Raw genomic sequence first — 26187 nt, 5'->3', positions numbered from 1 at the left:
GAAACGAGGAGAACCATGTCCCAGTCGTCCCTCCGGCGGCGCCTGCTCACCGCGGCCGGCTCCCTGGCCCTGCTGACGTCCGTGGTCGGGTGCTCCACCCCAGTGGTCAGCGACCCCAGCGGCGGGCTCGCGATGGTGGTCGGCGCGCACAGCAACATGCCGCCGACAGCGGTCGGCGGCGTCGCCGAGCAGGTGCTCACCAACGCCGTCCGCACCCGGTCCGCCGTCTCGGTCGTGGTCGCCGACGGCGCCCCGTTCGTCCTGGACGCCGAGCAGTCGGGAACCGCCGGAGCGGCGAACCGCGAGGCGCTGGACGAGGCACTCACCTCCGCGGCGGCCCGGACGCCGGAGACCGACCTGCTCACCGCGCTCGGCCTCGGCGCCGCCGCGATCGCCTCCGCGGACGGGCGGCGCACCGTCCTGGTCGTCGACTCCGGTCTGTCCACCACCGGAGCGCTGGACTTCCGGCAGGAGGGCCTGCTCGACGCCGACCCCGCAGACGTCGTCGGCAGCCTCCAAGCGGCGGGCGCCCTGCCGGACCTCAGTGGCGTGCACGTCGTCTTCCAAGGGCTCGGCGACACCGCCGCCCCACAGCCGTCGCTGGGTGAGCCGGTGCGCCGCCAGCTGGCCGACCTCTGGACCGCGGTCGCCCTGGCGTCCGGTGCGCTGGACGTCAGCGTCGAGCGCACCCCGCTGGAGGGGGAGCCCGTCCCCGGCCTGCCCCCGGTGAGCCTCATCGGCCCCGGTGGAGGGGTGACCTGCACGCAGAACACCGTCGTCCTCGACGGCGGGGCGGTCGCCTTCCAGGCCGACACCGCGGCGTTCCAGGACGCCACCGCCGCGGCCGCAAAGCTCCAGCCGATCGCCGACCGGATGCGGGCAGCCGGCGTCACCGCGACGCTCGTCGGGACGACCGCGGACGTCGGCGACGCCGAGGGCCAGCGGCGGCTCAGCGAGCAGCGTGCCCGAGCCGTCGCCGACCTCCTGGGCGGCCTGGGGGTGCCGGCCGACCGCATGACCGTCGTCGGGCTCGGCAGCGACTTCCCCGGCTACGTCCAGGACCGGGACGCCAGCGGCGCGCTGGACCCGGCGGCCGCCGCGCAGAACCGGAAGGTGACCATCGAGCTCGCCGGCGCGGGACCCGCCGTCTGCGCGTGACCGGGTGGCCGCTGCCGTCAGCCCGTCCCGACACGGCGAGATCGGCGATCTGGCCCGCTTCGAGGTCCTGAAGGGGCCGAGATCGCCGATCTCGACGGCGTGAAGGCGCGGTCAGCCGGTGGAGCGGGGCTGCGCCGGGTTGGTCGGGTCACCCTGCGACGGCGGGTTCATCTTCGGGCCGGTCGTGGCCTCCGACACCTTCGAGCCGGTGGAGGCGTGGACCGGGTCGTCCGCCGCGGGTGCGGCCGGGTCGCCGCCCGAGGGCTGGGCGCCCTCGCGCAACGAGGCCAGCCGGTTCTCCATGATCGTCACGACCTGCACCCGGTCGGCGTGGGCGCGCTCGTACTCGAGCAGCGTCTCGAGGCCCTGCGCGTCCAGGGTCCGGATGCGCGAGGCCAGCCCCTCCACCGGCAGGTGGTCGTAGTCGGGCAGTGGCAGTTGGTCGTGCTCCGTCATCCCTCGTCCTCTCTGCGGTTCCGTGTTCCGGGAGCGCCTACCCCGTCGCCGGCGATCGACACCGGGTGTGAGGTCCCGGTCGGTGGGTAGGCGGCGGGCTGCGGAGTTGCGGCCGTCTGCCGCCCCGCACCTGAGCCCCCCGATCGACCGAGGAGTTGTCCCACCGACATGGACGTGTCCTTCCTGGAGCCGGTGTTCGCCGCCGCTGGGCCCTACGCCACCGTGTGCGCCGACGTCACGCACACCAACGAGAACGCCGACACCGAACTGGACCTGCGGGTCCGTGCGCTCACCGAGCAGCTCAGCGAGCAGGGCGCGCCGGAGGCCGTCGTCGAGGCCGTGCGCGCCCGGCTGACCGAGGGCAACGAGGGCGGTGAGGCCGGCACCCTGAAGGGGCGGGCGGTGGTCGCCGCCGCCGACGGCACGGTCGTGCTGGACGAGGCGCTGGCCGACGCCCCGGCCCGCGAGACCGCCGAGTGGTCGCCGCACCCGGACCTGATCCCGGTGCTCAAGCAGCTGGCCGGCCGCATCCCGCACGTGGTCGTCGTCACCGACCGGATCGGCGCCGACGTCACCACGGCGGGACTTCCGGGCCGGCCGGACCAGGAGAAGGAGATCGAGGGCGACGGGTTCCACGCGCGCAAGGTCAAGGTCGGCGGCTGGGCGCACAACACCTACATGCACACCGCCGAGAACCAGTGGGAGGAGAACGCCGGGCTGGTCGCCGACGAGCTGAACTCCCTCGCCCGGCGGCTGCCGCTCCGCTTCATCCTGCTGGCCGGCGACGTGCGGGCCCGGCAGATCCTCAGCGACAAGGCGCACGCCGCCTGGTCGGAGCTCGTCGTGTCGATGGACGAGGGCGGCCGCTCCGCCGGCGCCGACCGCGAGCCGATCGAGCGGCGCACCGCCGAGCTGATCGCCGAGCACGAGGCACGCGACATCGCCGACGCCGTCGAGAAGGTGCAGAGCGCCGGCGCCCACGGGCTCGCCCTCACCGGCACCGCCGCCGTGGTCGAGGCCCTGCGCAAGGGGCAGGTCGAGACGCTCGTCCTGACCGACGCCTGGGACGACGACGCCACCCTGCTGGTGGGCAACGGCCCGCTGGAGCTCGGCGTGAAGCAGCAGGACATGGACGCCCTCGGCGTGCACGGGGAGGTCGTCCCCGCTGGTTCCGCGCTCCTGGCCGCCACAGTGGCCAGCGCCGCCGGTGTCGTCGTCGTCCCGGAGGCCGCCCTGCCCGGCGACGAGCCGGTGGCCGCGATCCTCCGCTACACCGACGACTCGACGCCGTCGGCCCAGTGACCCGGACCCGTACCGCCCTACTCGAGGAGATCCCGTGACCGACCCGCACCAGCCCGCCACCAGCCCCGGCACCGGCCAGGGCGACATCGAGCGCCGCGCCGCGCTCGCCGAGTCCCTCGGCAAGGAGGTCTGGCCGGCCGACCGCGACGCGCTGATCGCCAAGGCGCAGGAGGGCCCCGCCCCCGACCGGGTGCTCTCCGACCTGCGGCGCCTGCCCGCCGGGCAGCAGTTCGAGAACGTCCAGGAGGTCGCCCAGGCGCTGGGCCTGGGCACCGAGCAGCAGCGGTTCTGACATGACAACGCAGAAGAAGCCCAGCCCCGAGGCGCTGGACAACGTCACCGAGGACAACGTCGAGACGCGGTCCCAGCTGCTCCCGGAGGAGGCCGCGCTGCAGGGCAGCGGCATGGAGGAGGTCGCCGCCGAGGTGATCCTGGCCGAGTCGGAGGAGCGGACCGTCCACCCCGATCCCGACGACGCCCAAGGTGCGCACCGCCAGTCCGCCGAGACCGCCGACCTGCCCTGATGTGCGGCACGAGCACCCGGTCCGGCTCCGCTGGTCGGACCCCGACATGCTGGGCCACGTCAACCACGCGCGGGCACTGAGCCTCCTGGAGGACGCACGGCTCGCACTGGGGGACGACCACGCCGGGGGAGGGCTGATCCTCGCCCGTCTCGAGGTGGACTACCTGCGCCAGCTCTACTACCGGGTCGGCGAGGAGCTCTGCGTGCACAGCTGGGTGACCCGGCTGGGCACGAAGTCCTTCACGATGCGGCAGGAGCTGGCGCAGGACGGGGAGGTGGCCATCCGCGCCGACGTCGTCCTGGTGGTCTTCGACTTCGCGGCGAACGCCAGCCGGCCGATGACCGAGGCCGAGCGGGCGCACTGGACGCGCTACCTGGAGGGCTGACCGGCCCGTCGGTGGTTGCGCCTGCGCGGTGCCCGCGCACGCGCAACCACCGGGTGCCGGCGCGTCGCGGTGCTGGTCGGGGCGCCGGTCGAGCCCGCGGATGTGATCATCTCCGCCGATCGGGGTAGGGCAGCCCGAGTCGAGGAGAGGAGCGATCATGCCGAAGACGGCGAAGAACGGCTCCGCCAAGCAGTCGGAGCTGCCCAGCACGCTGCAGCGGTCGCCGAAGAAGGCGCAGCGCACCTTCACCAAGGCCTACGACTCCGCGGTGGAGGAGTACGACGACGAGGAGCGCGCCAACCGGACGGCGTGGGCCGCGGTGAAGCACAGCTTCGAGAAGGTCGGCGACCGTTGGGCTCGAAAGGAAAAGGGCAAGAAAGGCCCGTCCGACGCCCAGGCCGCAGGCGGGCGCGGTACCGGCAAGGAGACCAAGGGCGGCGTCGACGCCAACGCCTCGAAGTCCCACCTCTACGACGTGGCCAAGAAGCTCGACATCTCGGGCCGCTCGAAGATGGGGAAGAAGGACCTCGTCGCCGCCATCCAGAAGGCGAACGACAGGAAGACCGCCGCGGCGCGCAAGAAGTAGCCGGCGTCCACCCCGGCCCGGTGCCGTTCAGCCGGCCGGCAGCAGGATGAACCCGGTCTGCCGACCGTCGAGGTACTCGACGCCGGCGCCGGTCAGCGCGACGCCCTCCTCCAACCCGAGCCGCACGCACTGCCCGTCCCACTCGGGGACCGGCCGGCGGACGGCGAGCTCCAGCGCGTACGCCGTGTCGGGGTGCACCGGGTAGTCGCCGGCGCCGGGCACGCCGTGCTGCTGGTCCCACTGCCCGATCGCCGGGCCGGCACCGTGCCCGTGGAAGCCGATCGGGTGCGAGTACACGTCGCCGTCGATCCCCTCGGCGGCGGCCGCGGCCCGGGCCGTGGCCAGCACCTCGTTGCCCGTCCGGCCGGGGAGCAGCGCCGCGGCGGTCAGCTCCTGCAGCCGGTTCGCCGCAGCCATCGCGGCCCGCAGCCCCGCCGGAGCCGCCGTCTCGCCGGGGCGCAACACGTACGCGTTGCGCTGGGTGTCGGTCCGCAGACCCAGGGAGCTGAGCCCGACGTCGCAGTGCAGCAGGTCGCCCGGCTCCACCACCGCGTCGTAGGGGACGCCGGGCAGCAGCGTGCCCTGCTCCTCGACCAGCGGTACCCCGGCCCGCTGCAGGAGCACCGAGGGCTGGAACCACGGGTCCACCCCGAGGTCGTGGAAGCGCTGCCGGATCCACCAGGCCACGTCCAGTGCCGTCGTCGTCCCGACCGTGACCACGGCGGAGGAGAACGCCTCGGCGATGACCTGGTGCGCCAGCCGGTTCATCGCGTGCAACGCCGCGGTCTCCTCGGGCAGCCGTGTCTCCAGCCAGCCGACCGCCAGCCGCTCGGCCGACACCACCCGGTCGGCGTAGGGGCCCAGCGCCTCGGTCAGCAGCCGGTGCTCGGTGTGCGAGAGCCCGTCGGCCAGCGCGAAGTGCTCGGAGACGTCGACGCCGATGCGCCCGGGATCGGCCTGCTCGACGAACCGGCGCACCTCGGCCCACTGGGCGCGCTCGGCGGGCTCCCCGCCGCCGGCCGCGGCGGTCCAGGCCGGCAGGAACTGGCCGACCGGGTAGCGGGAGACCGCAGCGGGCGTCACGCCGTCGTCGCTGCGGTGCAGCAGCAGGATGGTGCGGCGCCGTGCGGACAGCCAGGTGGCCGGCAGCAGCGTCGCGAGGACCGGGTCCTCGTTGTACTCGCGCCCGACCACGATCCACAGGTCGATGCCGGCCCGGTCCATCAGGCCGGGAAGCACGTCGAGGAGCCGCTGGCTGAGCCAGCGGTCGCGCACGTCGGCCTGCTCCCGCAGCGGCAGGGGCACCGTCCGCGTCGGATCAGGCGCGACGACCGTCATGCATCTAGGGAAGCAGAGAACCGCCGGACCCACCGGTCGAGAACGCCGGACCGGTAGGCGGTCACGGGTTCCAAAATGCGGTACGGATCGGTCGACGGTCACCGGCTCGTGCGCGATCACCACCGCAACGCCCCCATCGGGGTGGCCGCGGTGCCAGGCTGAGGGCATGTCGCACCCCGATCCGGCGCTCGTCGACGTCCGGTCCCTCGCCGACCACCCCCTGACCGAGGCCGGGGAGGGACAGGCGCTGCGCATGGTCGCCCCGGGAGCGGTGACCGCCGGCCGGTTCGGCCTCGTCGAGTACCGGCTCGGCCCGCGGACGGCCGGGGCGGCGCCGCACTACCACCGCACCTTCTCCGAGTCCTTCTACGTGCTCTCGGGCCGGCTGACCCTCTACGCCGACGGAGCCTGGCAGAGCTACCGGCCGGGCGACTTCGCCATCGCCCACGAGCAGGGGGTGCACGGCTTTCGCAACGACGGCGACGAACCGGCCTCGATGCTCATCCTGTTCACGCCCGGGGTGGCCCGGGAGACCTTCTTCGCCGAGATGGCCGAGATCGGGCGCCGCGAGCAGCCACCCACGAAGGAGGAGATGGCCGCGGTCTACGCCCGGCACGACCAGGTGATGGTCGAGGTCTGAGCGGGGTCGGGCTCCGGGTGGAAAGCTGGACGCCGACGACGAGCGAAGGAGGCTGCGCATGCCCCTGGGACCCTGGTTCTACTGCCTCAAGCACGACCGGGTCGAGGACCGCGACGGGTGCGCCGAGCGCCACCGGCTCGGCCCGTACGACACCCGGCAGGAGGCCGAGCACGCGCTGGCGGCCGTCGCCGAGCGGAACGAGAAGCTCGACGCGGAGGACCGCGAGTGGGAGGACCGCTGACCCCCGCCCCGGGGGACAGGCATGATCGGTCCCGGGAGCCGGGCTGTCCGGCGCCGCGAGAGGGGTGGACGTGACGGACGGTCGCGCGGTCGAGGAACTTGTCGTCGGGGTGCTGGGGGGCACCGGGCCCCAGGGGCGCGGGCTCGCGGTCCGGCTGGCGGCCCAGGGGCAGCGGGTGCTGCTCGGCTCGCGGGACGGCGAGCGCGCCGCGGAGGTGGCGGCCCAGGTCGCCGAGCGTGCGGCGGCGGTCGCCACCGGGGTCGAGGTGTCGGTCACCGGCGGTTCGAACGTCGACGTCGCCGGCGCGGCGGACCTGGTCATCGTCGCGGTCCCGTTCGCCGGGCACGCCGCGACCCTGGCCGAGCTGGCCACCCCGCTGGCGGGGAAGATCGTCGTCGACTGCGTCGTCCCCATGGGCTTCGACGAGCTCGGCGCCTACGTGCTCGACGTCGAGGAGGGCAGCGTCGCCCAGCAGGCCGCCGCGCTGCTGCCCGACTCGCACGTCGTCGGGGCCTTCCACCACCTGTCGGCCACGCTGCTCGAGGACCTCTCGAAGCCGACGATCGACGGCGACGTGATGGTGGTCGGCGATGACCGGGCGTCGATGGACACGGTGCAGGCGCTCGCCGGCCGGCTGCCCGGCATGCGCGGCATCTACGCCGGCCGGCTGCGCAACGCCCGCCAGGTCGAGGCGCTCACCATCAACCTCGTGTCGGTGAACCGGCGGTACAAGGTGCACGCCGGTGTCCGCATCACCGACGTCTGACGAAGGACCTCGTCCTCCCCGGCCGTCGCACGGTCGGCGTGGGGCCCGGGACGGGGCCGGGGGCGCCGGTGCTGCGTGACGACTCGGGGACGGCGTTCGACGGCCCGCCGCCCCGGCGGGTCGTCTCGCTGGTCCCGTCGCTGACCGAGGCGATCGCGGTCACCGACCCGGCGCTGCTGGCCGGTGCCACCGACTGGTGCACCCACCCCGTCAGCCTCGACGTGCCGCGCGTCGGCGGCACCAAGTGGCCCGACGTCGACCGGGTCCTGGCGCTGCGTCCGGACCTGGTGGTCGCCAACGCCGAGGAGAACCGGGAGGAGGACGTCGCGGCGCTGCGGAAGGCGGGCATCCCGGTCTGGATCACCGCGCCGGCCACCGTCGATCAGGCGCTGGACACCCTCGGCCGGGTGCTCGCGGTGCTCGACCGGCCCGATCCAGAGTGGCTGGTCCGCGCTCGGGAGGTCTGGGCCGACCCGCCCCGCCTGCTCGGCGTCAGCGCCGTCGTCCCGATCTGGCGCCGGCCCTGGATGGTGCTCGGGCGGGACACCTTCGCCGGTGACGTGCTGTCCCGGCTCGGCGTCCGCAACGTCTTCGCCGGCTCCGCGGACCGGTACCCGCGGCTCGGCCGCGACGAGCCGGGCACCGTCCCCGCCGAGCTGGTGGTGTTCCCCGACGAGCCCTACGCGTTCACCCCGGACGACGGTCCCGAGGCGTGGCCGCAGGCCCGCCCGGCGTTCGTCAGCGGGCGGCACCTCACCTGGTACGGCCCGTCGCTCGTCGAGGCGCCGGCCGTGCTGCTCGGTCAACTCGCCGACTGACGTCTCACCACGCGACCAATGCCCCGCTCTGGGGGCCTTCCTCGCGGTCAGGCAGTCCTGCAGGACCCGCAGAGCACGAGGGCAACTCCCAGAGCGGTCGCCCAACGGCCGGTCAGTCGAAAGAGTGCTCGGGCCCGGGGAAGACCCCGCCGCGGACGTCGTCGGCGTACTCCTTCGCCGCCCGCAGCAGCTCGCCCCGCAGGTCGGCGTACTTCTTCACGAACTTCGGCACGCGGCCGCCGTTGAGCCCGGCCATGTCCGGCCACACCAGCACCTGGGCGTCGCAGTCGACCCCCGCGCCGATGCCGATGGTCGGGATGGAGAGCTCCTTGGTCACCTGGCCGGCGAGGGCGGCCGGCACCATCTCCATGACGACGGCGAAGGCGCCGGCCTCCTGCACCGCGTGCGCGTCGGTCAGCAGCTGGTCGGCGCCGGCACCGCGGCCCTGCACCCGGAACCCGCCGAGGGCGTGCTCGCTCTGCGGCGTGAACCCGATGTGCGCCATGACCGGGATGCCGGCCTCCTGGAGCATCCGGATCTGGGGGACCACCCGCGCACCGCCCTCGAGCTTGACCGCCTGCGCGCCGCCCTCCTGCATCATCCGGACGGCGGTGTCGAAGGCCTGCTGAGGGCCCGACTCGTAGCTGCCGAAGGGCAGGTCGGCCACGATCAGCGCCCGCTTGGTCGACCGGGTGACGGCCTTGGTCAGCACCAGGAGGTCCTCGACGGTGACCGCCACCGTGCTGCTGTGACCGAGCACGACGTTGCCGGCGGAGTCGCCCACCAGCATCACCGGGATGCCGGCCTCCTCGAAGATGGCCGCGCTGTAGGTGTCGTAGGCGGTGAGCATCGCCCACTTCTCGCCCCGCTGCTTGGCCTGCTGCAGGTGGTGGATGCGCACCCGCGCGGTGGACTGGCCGCCGTAGAGCACCGACTCGGTCATGCCTGGGCTCCTTCTCGCACGGTGGGGAGGGTTTCGCGCCAGCGGTTGGTGATGGGCAGGCGACGGTCGCGACCGAACGCCTTGAGACTGATCTTCGTACCCGGTGCCGACTGGCGGCGCTTGAACTCGGCCCCGTCCACCAGCCGGAGGACACGGGCGACCACCTCGGCGTCGTGCCCGCGCTCGAGCAGCTCGGCCATGCCGAGGTCGCGGTCGACGTAGTCGGCGATCACCGCGTCGAGTTCCTCGTAGGACGGCAACGAGTCGCTGTCCACCTGCCCGGGGGCGAGCTCCGCCGACGGCGGCTTGTCGATGGAGTTCTGCGGGATCGGCTCGGTCTCGCCACGCCCCCGGGCGTAGCCGTTGCGCCAGCGGGCGAGCTCCCACACCAAGGTCTTCGGCACGTCCTTGATGGGGGCGAACCCGCCGGCCGCGTCGCCGTAGAGCGTCGAGTAGCCGACGGCCACCTCGCTCTTGTTGGACGTGGCGAGCAGCAGGTGCCCGTGCTGGTTGGACAGGGCCATGAGCAGCGTGCCGCGCACCCGGGCCTGCAGGTTCTCGGCGGCGACGCCGGAGAGCTCCACCGAGGCCTCGTAGGCGTCGACCATCGGTGCGATCGGGACGACGGAGTAGTGCATGCCCAGCCGCGACGCGGCGTCCTCGGCGTCGGCCAGCGAGTGCTCGCTGGACCACTTCGACGGCAGCCCGACGCCGTGCACCCGGTCGGCGCCGAGCGCGTCGACGGCGATCGCGGCGACCAGCGCGGAGTCGATGCCGCCGGACATGCCGAGCACCACCGAGGGCATGCCGTTCTTGTCGATGAAGTCCTTGAGCCCGAGCACCAGGGCCCGCCAGACCTCCTCGCAGTCGGAGAGCGGGTCGACGATCGTCGCCGGGCGCCGCTCGAACGCGCGCACCGGCTCGTGCGACAGCACGTGCCGGGTCACGGTCATCGGGCCGATCCGGCCCTCGCGCCGTTCGGGCACCGAGGACGGGTCCAGGTCGAGGTCGACCGTGGCGAGGTGCTCGACGAACTGGGGCGAGCGGGCGAGGAGCGTGCCGTCGGCGGCGACGGCCATCGAGTCGCCGTCGAAGACCAGCTCGTCCTGGCCGCCCACCTGGTTGCAGTAGACGATCGTCGCCCCGGCCTCGGCCGCGCGGCGGCGGACCAGGGGCAGCCGCAGGTCGTCCTTGGCCCGCTCGTAGGGGGAGGCGTTGGGGGAGACGACGAGGTCGACCCCCGCCTGGCCGGCGACCCCGCAGGGCCCGCCCTCGACCCAGAGGTCCTCGCACACGGTCAGCGCGACGTCGACCCCGTGCAGGCGGACGACCGGCAGCTCGGTGCCGGGCACGAAGTACCGGGCCTCGTCGAAGACCCCGTAGTTGGGCAGGTGCCGCTTGTAGTAGCGGACGACGACGCGCCCGCCGTGCAGCAGCGCGGCGGCGTTGCGCGGCGCGCCCCGGCGCGGGTTCGCGTCCGCCGGCCGGTGGTCGTCGGTCGGGGGCTCGTCGACCGGCGCGGGGCCGCTGCCCTCGGTGTGCGCCAGGTACCCGACGACGACGGCGACCTCCCCGAGACCCTCGTCGGCCAGCCGGACGGCGAGGTCGACCAGCGCCTGCTCGCTGGCGCGGGCGAAGGACTCCCGCAGCACGAGGTCCTCCGGCGGGTACCCGGTCAGCGTCATCTCGGGGAAGACCACCAGGTGCGCCCCGGCCCCCGCCGCGTCGGCCGACCGGCGTACCACCAGGTCGGCGTTGCCCTGCAGGTCACCGACCCGGGTGTCGACCTGGGCCATGGCCACCCGCAACTGCACCGGCTGCTGATCACTCACGCCGTCAGTCTGGTCGCATCCTCCGGCCGGCGGCCAGGTGGGGCCGCCGCCCGGCCCGGTCGGCGACGACACGGACGGCGCCGGGGCGGACGACCGTGTGTGAACCGCCCGGACGGGGCAGGCTTGTGCCGACGTCACACTCCCGAAACGAGCGGACTGGATCATGGCCGGCATGGACCGACAGCAGGAGTTCGTCCTGCGGACCCTGGAAGAGCGAGACATCCGCTTCGTGCGGCTGTGGTTCACCGATGTCTCCGGCTACCTGAAGGCCGTCGCGGTGGCCCCGGCCGAGATCGAGGCGGCGTTCGCGGAAGGCATCGGCTTCGACGGCTCGGCGATCGAGGGCTTCGCCCGCGTCTACGAGTCCGACATGCTGGCCAAGCCCGACCCCGGCACCTTCCAGGTCATGCCGGCGCGCGAGGGGCGGGCCAGCGTCACCGCCCGGATGTTCTGCGACATCACGCTGCCCGACGGCTCGCCGTCCTGGGCCGATCCGCGCCACGTGCTGCGCCGGACGCTGGCCAAGGCCGCCGACATGGGGTTCACCTTCTACACCCACCCCGAGATCGAGTTCTTCCTGCTCAAGGACCTGCCCACCGACGGCAGCGCCCCCGAGCCCGCCGACACCGGCGGCTACTTCGACCTCTCCACGCACAACGTGGCGCACGACTTCCGGCGGGAGGCCGTCTTCGCCCTGGAGGCGATGGGGATCTCCGTGGAGTTCAGCCACCACGAGGTGGCGCCCGGGCAGCAGGAGATCGACCTGCGCTACGCCGACGCCCTGTCGATGGCGGACAACATCATGACGCTGCGGCACGTCGTCCGTGAGGTCGCGCTGGCCCAGGGCGTGCACGCCACCTTCATGCCCAAGCCCTTCACCGAGCTGGCCGGCTCGGCGATGCACACGCACCTGTCGCTGTTCGAGGGCGACCGCAACGCCTTCCACGACCCGGCCGACCCGATGCGGCTGTCGACGACCGGCAAGCAGTTCATCGCCGGGCTGCTCACCCACGCCCGCGAGGTCACCGCCGTCACCAACCAGACGGTGAACTCCTACCGGCGGCTGCTGGCCGGCACCGAGGCGCCGACGGCGGCGACGTGGGGCCGGGCCAACCGCTCCGCGCTGGTGCGGCTGCCGAGCTACAAGCCGAGCAAGGCGCAGTCGGCGCGGGTCGAGGTCCGCTCGCCGGACTCCGCGTGCAACCCGTACCTCACCTTCGCCGTCCTGCTGGCCGCCGGCCTGCGCGGCATCGAGAAGGGCTACGAGCTCCCGCCGGAGGCCGAGGACGACGTCTGGTCGCTCACCGACACCGAGCGCCGCGCCGCCGGGTACGAGGACCTCCCGGTCAGCCTCGGCGAGGCGCTGACCGCGATGCAGGGCAGCGAGCTGGTCGCCGAGACCCTCGGCGAGCACGTCTTCCAGTTCTTCCTGCGCAACAAGTGGGAGGAGTTCAACTCCTACCGGCAGAACGTGACGCCGTTCGAGCTGCAGCGCTACCTGCCCGGCCTTTGATGCCGCGCTCTGGGGGTCTTGCTCGTGTTCTGGAGGTGCTGCAGTGCCCGCAGAGCGCGAACAGCACTCCCAGAGCAGGGCCGAGAGGGCTCGGGTCGCGGCCACTAGCCTCGTCGTCGTGACTTCCAGCGGCCGCCTGCTCGTCGTCGTCCCGAGCGAGACCGACCCGCCCGCGCGGCTGGGGGAGTGGCTGCGCGCGGCCGGCCTGGAGCTCGACGAGCGGCACCTGGGGCTCGGCGATCAGGTGCCGGAGACCCTCGAGGGGGCCGACGGGTTGCTCGTGCTGGGCGGCCCGCAGTCGTCGATGGACGACGAGGCGACCAGCCCCGAGCTCGTCGGGGTGCGGCAGCTGCTCCGGCAGGCGGTCGACGCCGACCTGCCCACCCTCGCGATCTGCCTGGGCGCCCAGCTGCTCGCGCAGGTGGGGGGCGGCCGCACGCGCGTGGGGGTCGACGGGCCCGAGGTCGGCGCCACGCTCGTGGCCAAGCGCGACGTCGCCGACGCCGACCCCGTGTTCGGCCCGCTGCCGCTCTCGCCCGACGTCGTGCAGTGGCACCACGACGAGATCTCCGAGCTCCCGCGCGACGCCACCCTGCTGGCGAGCAACCCGCACTACCCGCACCAGGCCTACCGGGTCGGCGCGCACGTCTACGGCCTGCAGTTCCACATCGAGACGACCCCGGAGATGGTGCGGGCCTGGGCCGCGAGCGACCCCGCCGGCGTGGCCGCGAGCTCGCTGGAGCACGAGGTCCTCTGCGCCCGGGCCGACGCCGCCCATGACGACGTCGCCGACGCCTGGCAGCCGTTCGCGGCCCGCTTCGCCGACCTGGTGCGCTCCCGCGCCGGCGCGCGCGCATGACCGTGCCCCGGGTGGAGATCCCGCGCCGGGCGATCGTGCGCCTGGTCCGGTTCGGCTTCGAGGACGGCGAACGCGCGGCGCGCCTGCTGTCGGACCCGGCGCTCGGCCTGTGGGACCTGGAGCGGAACGAACCGGCCGATCCGGAGGCCGGGCCGGTCGTCGCCGCGCTTGCCCGCGCCGGTGACCCCGACCTCGCCGTCCGCTCGCTGCACCGGCTGATCGAGGCGCTGGACGGCGCCGACGACAGCGGCCAGGCCGCCGCCACCCTGCTGGCCCGGCTGCGCGGGTCGGGTCACCTGCGGGGGCGGCTGCTGGCGGTGCTGGGTGCGAGCTCCGGGCTGGCCGACCACCTGGCGGCCCATCCGCTGGACTGGGACGTCCTCGACGACGAGCAGAACGGGCTGCACCGGCCCACGCCGCACGCGCTCGAGCAGCAGATGCTCCAGGCCGTCGGCGCGGACCCCGACGACCCGCCGTGGGGCGTGCGCCTGGGCGCGGCCGCGCCGGACGCCGCGCCGGAGCGGGTGCGGGCACTGCGGCTGGCCTACCGGCGGGCGATCCTCTCCCTCGCCGGGCGGGACCTCGCCGACGGCGTCCCGGCCGAGGAGGCCGCCGCCGAGCTGGCCGACATCGCCGCCGCCGTCCTCACCGCGGGCCTGGCGCTCGCCGTCGCCGAGCAGCCGGAGGACACGACGGCCTGCCGCCTGTCGGTCATCGCCCTCGGCAAGACCGGGGGGCGGGAGCTGAACTACGTCAGCGACGTCGACGTCGTCTTCGTGGCCGAGCCGGTCGAGCCGGGCGACCCGGAGGCACCGGCGCTCGCCGCCGCGACCCGGGTGGCCGCCGCGCTCATGCGGATCTGCCGGGAGGCGGCCTGGGAGGTCGACGCGGCGCTGCGCCCGGAGGGCAAGGCCGGGGCCCTGGTGCGCACCGTCGCCGGGCACGCCGCCTACTACGACCAGTGGGCCGACACGTGGGAGTTCCAGGCGCTGCTCAAGATGCGCCCGGTGGCCGGCGACCCCGACCTCGGCCGCGCCTACGTGGAGGCGCTGTGGCCGTTGGTCTGGAAAGCCGGCGACCGCCCCGGGTTCGTCGGCGAGGTGCAGGCCATGCGCCGCCGGGTGGAGGCGAACATCCCCCCGGCCCAGGCCGAGCGGGAGCTCAAGCTGGGCCGCGGCGGGCTGCGCGACGTCGAGTTCGCCGTCCAGCTGCTGCAGATGGTGCACGGCCGGGTGGACCAGAGCCTGCGGGTCGGCGGCACCCTGCCGGCGCTCCTGGCGCTGTCCTCGGGCGGCTACGTCGGCCGCGACGACGCCGCCACGCTGATCGCCTCCTACCGCTTCCTGCGCACCGTCGAGCACCGGCTCCAGCTGCTGCGGCTGCGCCGCACCCACCTGCTGCCCACCGACGAGCAGCAGCTGCGCTGGCTGGCCCGCTCGCTGGGCTACAAGCCCGACCACCGGGGTGACGCCGTCGAGGTGCTGCGGGCCGAGCTCGCGCTGCACACCCGCGAGGTGCGCCGGCTGCACGAGAAGCTCTTCTACCGGCCGCTGCTGTCGGCCGTGGCCAAGGTGCCCGCGGAGGCGGCGCAGCTGGGCAGCAAGGCCGCCGGTGACTGGCTGCGGGCGCTCGGCTTCGCCGACCCGGAGGGGGCGCTGCGCCACCTCGCGGCCCTCACCGGCGGGGTCTCCCGGTCGGCGTCGATGCAGAAGTACCTGCTGCCGGTGCTGCTGCAGACGTTCGCGTCCTGCCCGAACCCCGATGCGGGGCTGCTGGCCTACCGGCAGGTCAGCGAGGCCCTCGGCGGCAACCAGTGGTACCTGCGGCTGCTGCGCGACGAGGGCCAGGTGGCCGAGCGGCTCGCCCAGCTCCTGGGCTCCAGCCAGTACGTGGCCTCCCTGCTGACCCGCACCCCCGAGGCGCTGCGGTTGCTCGCCGACGACGCCGAGCTGGAGCCGCGCACCGCGGCCACGCTGGCCAAGGCCTGGCGGCAGGCTGCCGGCCGGGCCCCGGACCCGCAGGCGGGCATCCGGGTGATCCGGGCGCTGCGCCGGCAGGAGCTGCTGCGGATCGCCGCGGCCGACCTGCTGGGGCGGATCGACGTGCACGGGGTCGGCCGGGCCCTCACCGACGTCGCGGTGGCCACGCTGCAGGCCGGTCTCGACGCGGCGCTGCGGGCGCACGCCGGCGAGGCGGGCGTCGACGTCGCCGACCTGCCCATGGATCTCGCCGTCATCGGCATGGGCCGCCTGGGCGGGGGCGAGATGGGTTTCGGCTCGGACGCCGACGTGCTCTTCGTGCACCGAGCGCGCCCGGGCGCCGACGAGACCAAGGCGTCGGCCGCGGCCAACGCCGCGGCGCACACCCTCCGGCGGCTGCTCGGCGAGCCGGCTCCCGACCCGGCCTTCGAGGTCGACGCCGACCTGCGGCCCGAGGGCCGGCAGGGGGCGTTGGTGCGCAGCCTCTCGGCGTTCCGCGAGTACTACGATCGCTGGGTCTCGGTGTGGGAGGTGCAGGCGCTGCTGCGCGCGGTGCCCGTGGCCGGGAACGAGGAACTGGGCGCGGCCTTCGTCGCGCTCGTCGACCCGGTCCGCTACCCGGCCGACGGGCTCAGCGCCGAGCAGGTCGCCGAGATCCGCCGGATCAAGGCGCGGGTGGAGCGCGAGCGGCTGCCCCGGGGCGCCGATCCGGCCACGCACACCAAGCTCGGCCGCGGTGGGCTCGCCGACGTCGAGTGGACGGTGCAGCTGCTGCAGCTCGAGCACGCCGCCGGACTGCCGGCGCTGCGGCAGGCGTCGACCACCGGTGCGCTGCGCGCTCTCGAGGAGGCCGGCCGGCTCGACGCCGACCAGGCCGAGGCCCTGCGGCTGGCGTGGGAGCTGGCGACGCGGGCGCGGAACGCCATCTTCCTGGTGCGCGGCCGGCCCAGCGACCAGCTGCCCCGGCCGGGGCTGGAGCTCGGCGGCGTCGCCCGCGCCTGCGGTTACGGGCCGGACGACGACCCCGGCCAGTTCGTCGACGACTACCGGCGCATCACCCGGCACGCACGCACGGTCGTGGAGCAGGTGTTCTACGGGCAGCCGCCCCAGAGCTGAGCGGTGGCCGCCGACGCGCATGACGATCCGGTGGCGTTCCGCCGTGCGCGGTTGGGCGCGGCCGGGAACGGCAACGGAACGGGGAGCCCTGTCCCCGATCCCCAAGGCAGGACGTGCGATGCGCCTCCTCCCCGCCGCCGGAGTCTGCGCGGCCCTGGTCCTCACCGGCTGCACCGCCGACGACGGCTCGCCGGCGGACGCCGGCCCGACCGCGTCGGCGACCGCGACGGCGCCGGCGGAGGACCGCGCCGTCGAGCCGGTCAGTGACCCGGGGACCGCCGCCGTGCAGGGCGGCGGCTTCCCGGACGCCGACCGGGCCGTCGCCCACCTCACCGACGTGGAGGTCGCCGGGTATGAGGACTTCGACCGGGTCGTCCTCGAGTTCGACGCTGATTCGGTGCCGGGCTACCGCGTGTCCTACGTCGAACCGCCGGTGACCCACGACGCCTCGGGACGGCCGGTGGAGGTCGACGGGGCGGCGTTCCTGGAGATCCGGACCGCTCCGGCCGGCACGGTCGACCTGTCCGGGGACAGCCCCGAGCAGGTCTACGACGGGCCGGACCGGATCGCGATCCCGGACGGCGCCGTCGCCGCCGAGCTGGTCGCGACCGGTGAGGCCGAGGCGCAGCTGGCGTGGACGCTGGGCCTGCGGGAGCGGGTCCCCTTCGGCGTCGCCGCGTTCTCCGACCCGGCGCGCCTGGTCGTCGACGTGCTGTACGCCGCCGACGGCAGGCCGGCCGTGGACCTGCGGCCGGTCGCCGAGGGCGGCACGGCCGACTCCATCGCCGCCGGCGACGGCCCGCCGGTGACGCTGACCGACGTGCGGCTGGGCGCCCACGAGGGGTTCGACCGCATCGAGTTCGAGCTCGCCGGCGAGGGGGAGGCCGGCTGGCAGGTGGCCTACACCGACCAGCCGCAGGCCCAGGGGTCGGGCGCCCCGGTGCCCGTGCCCGGGGACGCCACCCTGGGGATCACGCTGACAAACATCGCGCTCCCCGGGGACGCACCCGCCGGGGTGACGCCCTGGGAGGGGACGGCCCAGCAGGAGATCGCCGGGGCCGCGGTGCTCCAGGCCCTCGTGGAGGACACGCTCTTCGAGGGGCGCCACACGTTCTTCGCCGGGCTGGACGAGCGCCGCCCGTTCGCCGTCGGCCTGCTGAGCTCGCCGCAACGGATCGTCGTCGACGTCCTCGCCGAGGCGCCGGCGGCACCGGAGGCGCTGTCGCAGCGCTGCGAGAGTCCGGCCGGCTTCTCGATCGCGTATCCGGAGTCCTGGTCGGTCAACGAGGGCGACGTCGTCCCGGCCTGCACCCGCTTCGCCCCGGACCCGTTCACCGTGCCGCCCGGCACCGACGCCCGGGTGGGTGCGGTCACCGCCCGCGTGGAGGAGGTCCCGTTCGACCGGGTCGCCGGACCGGGCGCGGGCCAGGAGGTGAGCCGGAGGGAGATGACCGTCGACGGCCGGCGTGCCGTCCGGGTCGAGCGGGTGTCCGCCGGCGAGGGGCTGTGGCCCGAGGGCGTGCGGACGACCGCGTACGTCGTCGACCTCGGCGCCGGCGAGGACGGGCCGCGCACCCTGGTGGTCAACACCGTCGGCCTGCCGCAGTTCGACTACGCCCGCAACGTCCAGGTGCTCGACCGCATGATCGGGACCGTCACGGTTCCCGGCGCCTGACCGGGCGGGCACAGCCCGACGACGGCAGGGCATGCTGGGGGGCGTGTCGGGATCACTGCCGGTCGGGCCGGAGCTGCCCGAGGACGTCGAGGCCGGGGTGGAACCCGCCGTCGGGCGTGCCGACGGCGCCACCATCACCCCCTACCGGGACGGTCCGTTGCTGGTGCGGGGCACCTTCCGGCTGGTCGACCAGGACGGCGCCGAGATCGATCCCGGCCGGGACACCATCGCGCTGTGCCGGTGCGGCAAGTCGGGCATCAAGCCGTTCTGCGACGGGTCGCACAAGAGGTCGGGCTTCTCCGCGCCCAGCGCGCCCAGCCGGCCGCGCCCAGCGGCACAGCTGCGGCGCGGGGAGGGCTGACCGCCCGGACGACCGCGCAGCGCCCCATTCCGGTGCGGGAGGCGGCGCTCCGCGGTCGTCCGTCCGAGGTCAGCGGGCGGCGTCGAACGCCCGTGCCATGCGGACCTGCTCCTCGAGGATCTCGGCGATCCGCGCCTGGACGGCGTCGAGCTCGCCGATGACCGCGCTGGTCGCGTGGATGCCCGAGGTCACCGACTCGGTGCCGGCCTGGATGCCGGCGACCTGCTCGGACACCTTGCTGGTGGCCTGCGCGGTCTCCCGCGCGAGCTCCTTGACCTCGTTGGCCACGACCGCGAAGCCCTTGCCCGACTCGCCGGCCCGCGCGGCCTCGATGGTGGCGTTGAGCGCCAGCAGGTTGGTCTGGTCGGCGATCGTGGAGATGATGCGGATGACGTCGCCGACGGCGGTCGACGCGCTGGCCAGCGCCTGCACCTGCGTCGTCATCGACGACGCCCGGGTGACCGCGCTCTCGGCGACCCGGCCGGCGTCGCCGGCGGCCTCGCGCAGCCGGGAGACCGTCTCCAGCAGCTCCCGGGAGTTCGCCTGGTCGGCCGCGGACCGGCGGAGGATCTCCAGCCGCTGGGAGACCAGCTGCTGCACGTTCCGCAGCGCCGAGCCGCGCGACTCCGACAGGTCGATCGTCTCGGTCGCGAAGAAGTCCATGGTGCCGACCACGCGACCCTCGCAGGTGACGGGGAAGCAGACCCCGGAGCGCACACCGGCCCGCTGCGCGGCGGGGGCGCGCACGCAGTCGGTGACCTCCGCCAGGTCGCGCACGAACACGAGGTCGCGGCTGCGCCAGGCCCGCCCGGACAGGCCGACGCCCTCGGCGAAGCTCGCCCCGAGGGTCACCTGGCGGAACTCCTCGCCGGCCGAGCCCGACTCGACGGCGAACCGCAGCACGTCGTCGGCCTCGTCGAGTGCCCAGAACGAGCCGTACGCCCAGCCGAAGGCCGTCCGGACGGTCTCCAGCGCGATGCGCAGCGCGGACCCCTCGTCCCCGGCCTCGCCCACCTTGGTGACGACTTCGGTGACGGCGTTCCGGTCGTCGATGGTCTCGCGGAGCGCAGCGGTCGCCAGCAAGCTGCGCCGGACGTGCGCGATCAGCCGGCTGAGCGCCTGCCACTTCTCCGCCCGGCCGCCGAAGAGGGGCAGCGTGCTGCGGGTGTAGCACTCGAGGACGGCAGTGACCCGGTCGCCTTCGACGACGGGCACGAAGCACCCCTGCCGTGCGCCGGCGGCCTGGGCGGTCGCCCAGCGCAGGCAGCCGGCGGCGGGCGTGGCGGCGTCCATGAGCACGGGGGTGCGACGGCGCAGCGCCTGGCCCCCGTAGCCGGCGCTCTCGGCCATCGCGTCGCCCGCCGGCCACTGCGCGGCCAGGGCGGCGGCGCTCTCGCCCTCGGTCACCTGCAGGACGAAGTTGCCCTGACCGTCGGGCAGCCAGGCGGCACCGTAGGACAGGGCGAGGGCGTCGACGAGGGTGTGCAGGACCCGCCGGTGGGCCTCCAGCTCGCTGGTGACCTCCCTGTCGAGGGTCGCGATGACACGCTCCAGAGCTTCGACGTCGCGCGGCTGCTCCACCGGCTCCGCCACCCGACGCATCCCGCGCTTGCGCATGCCGTCCTCCACCTGAACCCGGGACCGCCCACGTCCGTGGTAGCGCGGTCTGATCGTGGAACAGGTTTCGGCACGCGACAGGCGATGTTGACCCGGAACCGACGCGTTCCGGCGGTCCCGTGGCGGCGGTCTCCCGTCAGGCCGCGAGCGCACCCGCGCGGTGCAGGGCGGACCGGCCGGCCTCCCACGCGCCGAGCAGGTGGCGCGCGGCCAGGCCGTCCATGGCCAGCGACGCCGCGGCACCGAAGAGGACGTCGCCGGCCAGCTCCGGCTCCGCGGCCACGAGCGATCCGCACATGTCGACCGAGGCGATCTGCTCGTGCACGGCGTCGGCCTCGACGTGCTCGTCGTAGAACACCGTCGTCCGCTCGTCGAAGCCCAGCCGGCGCAACCCCGCGGAGTAGCGCCGGCTGGGCTCCGAGGAGGTCATCTCCACGGTGGCCAGGTGCCCCAGCGCCGCGCCGCGCCAGCGCCGGTGCAGACCGAACAGCGACATGGTGTTGACCGAGGCGAAGGCCACGGCCGGGGCCCCGTCCCACAGGGCGCCGTAGCCGCCGTCGAGGCCGAGGTCGCGCATCAGCCCGGCGAACAGCTCGCTGTGCATGCGCTCGGCGGAGCCGCCGCCGTACTCGTCGGCCTGGATCTCGACCATGGCCGCCTTCGTCCGCCCGGAGAGCCGGGGGATCGCGAAGGTGTGCGGATCGGCCTCCTTCAGGTGGTACACCGACCGGAGGGTCAGGTACTCCCGCCACTGCTCGAGGGTGCCGGTCTTGGCCATGTAGCTCGACAGCGAGGGTCCGTCGTCGGCGGCGATCAGGGCGGTGAGCTGCTGGTCGACCGGCGCGCCGGAGACCGGCACCTCGCCGACGAGCAGCCGCAGCGACGCCAGGTGACGCCGCTCCAGCCCGGCGCGCACCTGCAGCAGCGCCGGGTCCCACTCCCAGTCCTCCGAGACGCCGTCGAAGCCGCGGTAGTGCAGCTCGTAGCAGACGGCGAGCGCCAGCTGGAGGTCGTCGTCGGTCAGGGCCCCGGCCGGGTCGGCCGGCAGGCTCGCGGCGCGCTCGACCGTCGTCGCCGAGAGGCCGGTGCCGGTCGCGAGGTCGGAGCAGAGCGCGTCGCTGAGCGGACCGCGGGGTTCGGGCAGGCGCATGATCGTGAACCTGCCCCGCGGGCGGGCAAACGATGCACCGGTGGTTGTGATGTCGCCCGGGGTAGGAGGTGGCCATGACCTCCCTCCGCGACCGCGTCGTCCTCGTCACCGGTGGCAGCGCCGGCATCGGCCGGGCCACCGTCGTCCGGCTCACGTCCGACGGTGCCCGCGTCGTCACCTGCGCCCGCCACGGCGACCGGCTGGAGGAGGCGGTCGGCGGACTGCCCGGCGTCACCACCGTGGTGGCCGACGTGGCGGACGCCGGTGGCCGGGCCGCCCTCCTCGACCGGGTGCTGGCCGAGCACGGCCGGCTCGACGCCGTCGTCCACAACGCCGGGCTGGGGTGGGCCGGCCTGCTCGAGGACATGCCCGGCGAGGTCGTGGAGGGCATCGTGGCCACGAACCTCACCGGGGTGGTCGAGCTCAGCCGCCTCGTGCTGCCCCACCTCCTCCGCTCGGCGGCCGAGAACGGGCGGGCCGACGTCGTGGTGGTGTCCTCGGTCGCCGCCTGGTCGCAGGTGCCACCGCTCACCGTCTACTCGTCGACCAAGGCCGGGGTGCACGGCTTCGTGAAGGGGCTGCGGCGGGAGGTGACCGCCCGCGGCGTGCGGGTGCACACCGTTAACCCGTTCTTCGTGTCGACCGAGTGGCTGGCCCGTGGCCACGGGCACGCCCCGGTCTCCGACGCCGACGCGCGCGGGCGGCTGTCCCGCGGCATCCGCCCCGAGCGCGTGGCCGACCGGATCGTCGAGTGCCTCGCGGCCCCCCGGTCGCGCACGGTGGCGGTGCCGCGGTGGGCCGGTGCCGCCCGGCTGGCGGAGCTGCCCCCGATCGCCCGGTTGCTCGACGCGGGCCTGTCGCGGTACGCCGACCGCATCGGGGCCACCGCCGCCCGGGTGGCCGCCCGCCGGACCCGTCCCTAGAGGTCCAGCCATCGGCCGGTCTCCGGAGAACGTCGCCGGTGGGGACGGAAGGAGCTGCGGTGCCGTTCGAGGTCGGGGACGTCGTGGTGCGCCGGCTGGACGACCGCGGGTGGACGGTCGTCGAACCACTCGTCTACGTCGGCACCAGCGACCGGTCCGTGGTGCCCGCCGGGTACGTGACCGACTTCGCCACGGTGCCCCGCGTCGTGGTGTGGCTGGTGCCGCGGTTCGGCCGCTACACGGCCGCGGCGATCCTGCACGACTGGCCGAACCGCGGATGTGGTCGACGACCAGCCCGGGCGCCGCTCCGGCGATCTGGTGGTGCCCGACCGCGGTCGGGTGGACGCCGCCGCCCGACATGCCGGACCCGGCCAGGCCGGTTGTCGGCGACGAGCCCGGGTAGGGGCCCGGCGGCGTCCGGGTAGCGGACGGGGAGACGGCGGACCGATCCCGGTAGTCGCCATGGCACGACATCCAGGAGTTCGCATGGACACGCCGGCCCCTGAACTGCAGACGATGCCGCTGGGCCTCTACGACGTCGTGCAGTTGGCGCTGCTCGGCGCGGGGTTCGCGCTGTTCGCCTACTTCCTCTTCGCGCTCACCAGCCGCGAGGAGGTGTCGGCGCGGTACCGCCCCTCGGCCTACGCCGGCCTCTGTCTCGCGGCGGTCGCAGCGATCGCCTACGCCCGGCTGGTCAGCAACTGGGATGCCGGGTTCACGCTGCAGGGCGACGTCTACGTGCCGAACCAGGAAGCACGGCACACGATCAGCAGTCGCTACATCGACTGGTCGATCACGGTGCCGCTGCTGATGGTCGAGCTGCTGGCGGTGTGCTCCCTCGCCGGCGCCAGGGCGCGCAACCTGCGCTTCACGACCATGGCCGCGGCCTTCCTCATGATCGTCACCGGGTACATGGGGTCGCAGGTGGTCGCCCAGGGCCGCGACACCTCGGCGCTGGTGGTGTGGGGCCTGATCAGCACGGTGTTCCTCGTCTACCTCTACGTCGCACTGATCGGTGCGGTCCGGGCGTCCCTGCCCACCATGGGCGAGGAGGCCGCCACGAGCCTCCGCAACGCGACCATCGTCCTGCTCGGCAGCTTCGGCATCTATCCGCTGATCTACTCGATCCCGGTCTTCGTCGACGTCACCCCGGCGTGGCTCACCGCCATGCAGGTCGGCTACTCGGTGACCGACGTCGTCGCCAAGGTGGGCTTCGGCGTGCTGATCCACAAGGTCGCCAAGCTCCGGACCGCCGAGGACGTCGTCGCCGGCGTCGACACCCACACCGAGCCGGTCTGGGCGAGCAACGTGCACAAGAGCGACGCCGTGCAGCCCGAGCTCACCCGGGTCTCCTCGGCGGTGCTCGCCCGGGTCCGGGACGGGGACGTCCGCGCCGACCGCGGCTGACGGTGTGTCCGGGGGCGGCGCCGCGTCAGCGGCCGGGCGCGCCCCCGTGGCGCCGTTCGGAGCTCCGGCCCGTGCAGCGACCAGGTGGTCGTGTGCGGCCGCCGGCGCGGTCCTGGCGGTGGAGGTCGTCGCCCCCGGCGGCTGGGGAGGCACCGGCGCGGCGGCGGTGCTGGTCGCCGGGCTCCTCCTGGGGCTGCCGCACGGTGCTGTGGACCACCTCGTCCCCGCGTGGAGGTTCGGCTGGCCGCCGACGCGGCTGGCGCTGTTCGGCGCCGGGTACGCCGGTCTGGCCGCCGCTGCCTACCTGGCCTTCACGACGGCGCCCGCCCCCGCGTTGCTGCTCTTCGTCCTCGTCTCGGCATGGCACTTCGGGACCGGGGAGACTGCGTTCGCCGATCTGCGCGCCGGTCGGCCCGTCCGGCCGCGGCCGGTGGCGTCGCTGGTGCTCGGTGGGCTCGTCCTCCTGGTGCCGCTGCTCCGTGGTCTGGGCACACCCGGCAGCGACACCGCCACCCTCGCCGCGGCCGTGGCCCCCGGCTGGGGTGGGGTGCCGACCGGAGCCGCGACGGCATCCGTCGCGGTGCTGACCGGGGCCGCGGGGGTGCTCGCAGTCGACCTCGCCCGCCGCCACCGGTGGCTGGAGGCCGCGGAGACCGTTCTCGTCGGAACGGTGGTCCTGCTGGTCCCGCCGCTGGCCGCCTTCGGCGTCTACTTCGGGGCCTGGCACTCGGTGCGGCACGTGGCGCGGGTGGTGGTCGAGGACCCGGCGAACGGTGCCGACCTCGTCGCGGGGCGGCTTGCCGCGCCGCTGCGCCGGTTCGCCCTCGCGGCCGGCGTGCCGACGGCGGCCGTGCTGGTGGCGCTGGCCGTGCTGTGGTCCTGGGCGGGCGGCTGGCGCGGGCTCGTCGCCACCGACCTGCCGCTGCTCGCGGCGCTGACGCTGCCGCACGTCCTCGTCGTCGCCTGGGTGGACCGCACGCAGCGGCATGGCTCTACGAGCTGAGCCTGGATGTCACGAGCGAGCGTGCGGAGGGACGCGGTCCCGTGCTGGGAGGACGCTTCCGGTCGGGTCCGCGACTGCTCGTCGGGCGGCTGTGCCTGCGGCCACCCCAAGGGCGACGCGAACCCGACGCGGTGCTCGGCTTCAGGGCTCGAGCGGGCCCAGGGCCTCCCCTCACAGACGCCCGGCGGGCTCCGGTCGTGCGCAAGGCGGGCCCCGGGGGACTTCGCCTTCGCACACGTACCGGTCAGAGACCGTAGGGGCACCGCCTACCCCCCGGCTTCGTCAGATGTCGTCTCGGTGTAGCGACCGAGACGAGGCCTTGCCCCACCAGACCCCGCCCCAGGGACACGCCGAAAGCCCTATCCGCCAGTGCCGGAGCTGGTACGCGGAGAACGAGCGCGACATCCACGGTCCGCCGGGACATCACGTCCTCGTCCACATCGGCCGTCAGCCGGCGCCTCCGCCTACGGCCAGCGCCGCCCCGGGGCTGAGCAAACAACACCATGGACAGCCACGCATGACGCGCCGTGATGACCCGCCAGCGACGTGGGACGCACGGGGCCGTATGGCCCTGTCCGCTGAGTTGCTTCGATGCTTCCCTGCCGCTACCCGGCCGCCGGGCCGGGGCCTGAGAGAAGGGTCGAAGAAGTGCGGCGATCAATCACCCTGGCTTGTGCAACCACGGCCATCGTCGTCGGGGGAGCAACCGCAGCAACGGCTGCTCCGCCGTCACCTGAAGTCCTCGAACTCGAATGCAGCAACGGGCAGACGTACACCGTCGAGGTACGCGGCAATGGCGCCTTCACACCAGGCCACATCATCGGGTCGACCGGCGTGTTGATTCCGACCGCATTCGGCCCGTTCACCTTCACCGCCCAACCGCCGGGCGGGGACCCCATCACGGTGACGGATCCGACCATCGAGACCAAGGGCAACGGCAACGCGCACGGCCGAGAGCGGCAGACGGTCACCTGCACTTTCTCGGGGACGGAGACACTGCTCGAGGAAGCCGAAGGCTTTTCGGCCGGCACCGTCGTGAACTTCACGGGCACGGTCACCGCATTCATTCCCGGAAGTCGCTGACAACACTGAGCCCCGCCCCTTCGTAGTCGGCGGGGCTCAGTGCTGCTTAGACTCGGCTGCTGGACGGCGCCACCTCGCCATCGCCGTGCTCGGACTGGTGCTGCCCATCGCGCCCCTGGCCTGACAGGCGGCAACCTTCATCTGGAGCGGCACCCGGTTGCAGTGAGGGCTATGAATGGCAGCCGTCAACCCGACCGGCCGCGGTTGCACGACGGTCCCCGTGGACCGCTGGACAGGGCTGACGGAAGCCACGACGTCCCAGGCATTCACCCAAGTCCGTCTCCCTATCATCGTGTGAGCGCAGGCCCGTCAGCGACTTCCGTGACGTCCTGCAACCTTCAGACGAACACGGCCAGACATTCCGGATCACTCGCCCGGAATCCTGGGAAGAACCCCTGCCGCGGCGACTCGAGCCAGAAAGCAGTGAGCAGTGGAGTCCCGCCGGCGAGGACACGCGCTCCATGGGGAGATGGTCCGCAACAGCCCCCAGTGCCGCGCTGAGGCGAAGCGGG

Annotated in this window: 26 protein-coding genes; 20 read left to right on the top strand and 6 right to left on the bottom strand. The window is 74.1% G+C overall.

Annotated elements, in window-relative coordinates; genetic code table 11:
• The first annotated feature begins 15 nt into the window (after positions 1 to 15).
• Entirely contained in the window at positions 16 to 1158 is a 1143-nt protein-coding gene (locus ACI791_RS00740; RefSeq protein WP_456584284.1) for an OmpA family protein, read from the top strand.
• Positions 1159 to 1269: 111 nt separating this feature from the next.
• Here ACI791_RS00740 and ACI791_RS00735 read toward each other — a convergent pair whose 3' ends face one another.
• Positions 1270 to 1614, bottom strand: coding sequence for a hypothetical protein (locus ACI791_RS00735; protein ID WP_456584283.1), 345 nt, complete (start codon positions 1612 to 1614; stop codon positions 1270 to 1272).
• Positions 1615 to 1782: 168 nt separating this feature from the next.
• Between ACI791_RS00735 and ACI791_RS00730 the strand changes: the two genes are divergently transcribed.
• From ACI791_RS00730 to ACI791_RS00710, 5 genes are all read left to right on the top strand, one after another.
• Positions 1783 to 2916, top strand: coding sequence for a baeRF2 domain-containing protein (locus ACI791_RS00730; RefSeq protein ID WP_456584282.1), 1134 nt, complete (start codon positions 1783 to 1785; stop codon positions 2914 to 2916).
• Between the two features lie 34 nt (positions 2917 to 2950).
• Positions 2951 to 3208: a DUF2795 domain-containing protein gene (locus tag ACI791_RS00725; RefSeq protein ID WP_347060153.1), complete on the top strand. Its 258-nt coding sequence runs from the start codon at positions 2951 to 2953 to the stop codon at positions 3206 to 3208.
• 1 nt (position 3209) lies between these two features.
• Positions 3210 to 3440 carry a hypothetical protein gene (locus ACI791_RS00720; RefSeq protein WP_347060154.1) on the top strand — a complete coding sequence of 77 codons (231 nt, stop codon included), beginning with the start codon at positions 3210 to 3212 and terminating at the stop codon, positions 3438 to 3440.
• Positions 3400 to 3825, top strand: coding sequence for an acyl-CoA thioesterase (locus ACI791_RS00715; RefSeq protein ID WP_456584281.1), 426 nt, complete (start codon positions 3400 to 3402; stop codon positions 3823 to 3825). The genes ACI791_RS00720 and ACI791_RS00715 overlap by 41 nt, the downstream gene beginning before the upstream one ends.
• Before the next feature lie 157 nt (positions 3826 to 3982).
• On the top strand, positions 3983 to 4411 hold the full coding sequence (locus ACI791_RS00710) for a ChaB family protein (protein WP_456584280.1): 429 nt from the start codon (positions 3983 to 3985) through the stop codon (positions 4409 to 4411).
• Positions 4412 to 4438: 27 nt separating this feature from the next.
• On the opposite strand, the gene ACI791_RS00705 is transcribed toward ACI791_RS00710, so the two are convergent.
• Positions 4439 to 5749, bottom strand: coding sequence for a M24 family metallopeptidase (locus ACI791_RS00705; protein ID WP_456584279.1), 1311 nt, complete (start codon positions 5747 to 5749; stop codon positions 4439 to 4441).
• Between the two features lie 166 nt (positions 5750 to 5915).
• On the opposite strand from ACI791_RS00705, the gene ACI791_RS00700 reads away from it, so the two are divergent.
• The 4 genes from ACI791_RS00700 to ACI791_RS00685 all read left to right on the top strand — a co-directional run bounded on the left by ACI791_RS00700 (position 5916) and on the right by ACI791_RS00685 (position 8214).
• Complete coding sequence (locus tag ACI791_RS00700) at positions 5916 to 6389, top strand: cupin domain-containing protein (protein WP_347060161.1); 474 nt, start codon at positions 5916 to 5918, stop codon at positions 6387 to 6389.
• Positions 6390 to 6447: 58 nt separating this feature from the next.
• Positions 6448 to 6630, top strand: coding sequence for a hypothetical protein (locus ACI791_RS00695; RefSeq protein ID WP_456584278.1), 183 nt, complete (start codon positions 6448 to 6450; stop codon positions 6628 to 6630).
• 70 nt (positions 6631 to 6700) lie between these two features.
• Complete coding sequence (gene npdG, locus ACI791_RS00690; protein ID WP_456584277.1) at positions 6701 to 7396, top strand: NADPH-dependent F420 reductase; 696 nt, start codon at positions 6701 to 6703, stop codon at positions 7394 to 7396.
• 68 nt (positions 7397 to 7464) lie between these two features.
• A complete protein-coding gene (locus tag ACI791_RS00685; RefSeq protein ID WP_456584276.1) occupies positions 7465 to 8214 on the top strand; it encodes a helical backbone metal receptor in 750 nt (249 codons plus the stop codon).
• Positions 8215 to 8326: 112 nt separating this feature from the next.
• Here the strand turns inward: ACI791_RS00685 and panB are convergent, their stop codons facing one another.
• Complete coding sequence (gene panB / locus ACI791_RS00680) at positions 8327 to 9157, bottom strand: 3-methyl-2-oxobutanoate hydroxymethyltransferase (protein ID WP_456584275.1); 831 nt, start codon at positions 9155 to 9157, stop codon at positions 8327 to 8329.
• Entirely contained in the window at positions 9154 to 10989 is a 1836-nt protein-coding gene (locus ACI791_RS00675; protein WP_456584274.1) for an NAD+ synthase, read from the bottom strand. The genes panB and ACI791_RS00675 overlap by 4 nt, the downstream gene beginning before the upstream one ends.
• Before the next feature lie 172 nt (positions 10990 to 11161).
• Between ACI791_RS00675 and glnA the strand changes: the two genes are divergently transcribed.
• From glnA to ACI791_RS00650, 5 genes are all read left to right on the top strand, one after another.
• Positions 11162 to 12502 carry a type I glutamate--ammonia ligase gene (gene glnA / locus ACI791_RS00670; protein WP_347060167.1) on the top strand — a complete coding sequence of 447 codons (1341 nt, stop codon included), beginning with the start codon at positions 11162 to 11164 and terminating at the stop codon, positions 12500 to 12502.
• 118 nt (positions 12503 to 12620) lie between these two features.
• On the top strand, positions 12621 to 13361 hold the full coding sequence (locus tag ACI791_RS00665; protein WP_456584273.1) for a type 1 glutamine amidotransferase: 741 nt from the start codon (positions 12621 to 12623) through the stop codon (positions 13359 to 13361).
• Complete coding sequence (locus ACI791_RS00660) at positions 13358 to 16456, top strand: bifunctional [glutamine synthetase] adenylyltransferase/[glutamine synthetase]-adenylyl-L-tyrosine phosphorylase (protein ID WP_456584272.1); 3099 nt, start codon at positions 13358 to 13360, stop codon at positions 16454 to 16456. The genes ACI791_RS00665 and ACI791_RS00660 overlap by 4 nt, the downstream gene beginning before the upstream one ends.
• Positions 16457 to 16574: 118 nt before the next feature.
• The gene (locus ACI791_RS00655; RefSeq protein ID WP_456584271.1) at positions 16575 to 18131 is read left to right on the top strand and encodes an AMIN-like domain-containing (lipo)protein; all 1557 of its coding nucleotides are present in this window, start codon (positions 16575 to 16577) and stop codon (positions 18129 to 18131) included.
• A 43-nt stretch (positions 18132 to 18174) separates the two neighbouring features.
• A complete protein-coding gene (locus tag ACI791_RS00650) occupies positions 18175 to 18492 on the top strand; it encodes a CDGSH iron-sulfur domain-containing protein (RefSeq protein WP_456584270.1) in 318 nt (105 codons plus the stop codon).
• A gap of 69 nt (positions 18493 to 18561) precedes the next feature.
• Here ACI791_RS00650 and ACI791_RS00645 read toward each other — a convergent pair whose 3' ends face one another.
• On the bottom strand, positions 18562 to 20109 hold the full coding sequence (locus ACI791_RS00645) for a methyl-accepting chemotaxis protein (protein ID WP_456584269.1): 1548 nt from the start codon (positions 20107 to 20109) through the stop codon (positions 18562 to 18564).
• A 136-nt stretch (positions 20110 to 20245) separates the two neighbouring features.
• The gene (locus tag ACI791_RS00640; RefSeq protein WP_456584268.1) at positions 20246 to 21259 is read right to left on the bottom strand and encodes an iron-containing redox enzyme family protein; all 1014 of its coding nucleotides are present in this window, start codon (positions 21257 to 21259) and stop codon (positions 20246 to 20248) included.
• Between the two features lie 74 nt (positions 21260 to 21333).
• On the opposite strand from ACI791_RS00640, the gene ACI791_RS00635 reads away from it, so the two are divergent.
• The 5 genes from ACI791_RS00635 to ACI791_RS00615 all read left to right on the top strand — a co-directional run bounded on the left by ACI791_RS00635 (position 21334) and on the right by ACI791_RS00615 (position 25675).
• Positions 21334 to 22182, top strand: coding sequence for an SDR family NAD(P)-dependent oxidoreductase (locus ACI791_RS00635; protein ID WP_456584267.1), 849 nt, complete (start codon positions 21334 to 21336; stop codon positions 22180 to 22182).
• A gap of 59 nt (positions 22183 to 22241) precedes the next feature.
• On the top strand, positions 22242 to 22607 hold the full coding sequence (locus ACI791_RS00630; protein ID WP_456584266.1) for a DUF1353 domain-containing protein: 366 nt from the start codon (positions 22242 to 22244) through the stop codon (positions 22605 to 22607).
• A gap of 61 nt (positions 22608 to 22668) precedes the next feature.
• Complete coding sequence (locus tag ACI791_RS00625; RefSeq protein WP_347060176.1) at positions 22669 to 23589, top strand: bacteriorhodopsin; 921 nt, start codon at positions 22669 to 22671, stop codon at positions 23587 to 23589.
• Positions 23590 to 23707: 118 nt separating this feature from the next.
• Entirely contained in the window at positions 23708 to 24592 is an 885-nt protein-coding gene (locus ACI791_RS00620; protein ID WP_456584265.1) for a beta-carotene 15,15'-dioxygenase, Brp/Blh family, read from the top strand.
• Positions 24593 to 25240: 648 nt separating this feature from the next.
• Positions 25241 to 25675, top strand: coding sequence for a hypothetical protein (locus ACI791_RS00615; RefSeq protein WP_456584264.1), 435 nt, complete (start codon positions 25241 to 25243; stop codon positions 25673 to 25675).
• The last annotated feature ends 512 nt before the right edge of the window (positions 25676 to 26187 follow it).

This window comes from Blastococcus sp. SYSU DS0973 (assembly GCF_054051055.1).
The sequence above is the reverse complement of the archived record's forward strand: the minus strand, read 5'-3'. Positions and strand labels throughout refer to the sequence as shown.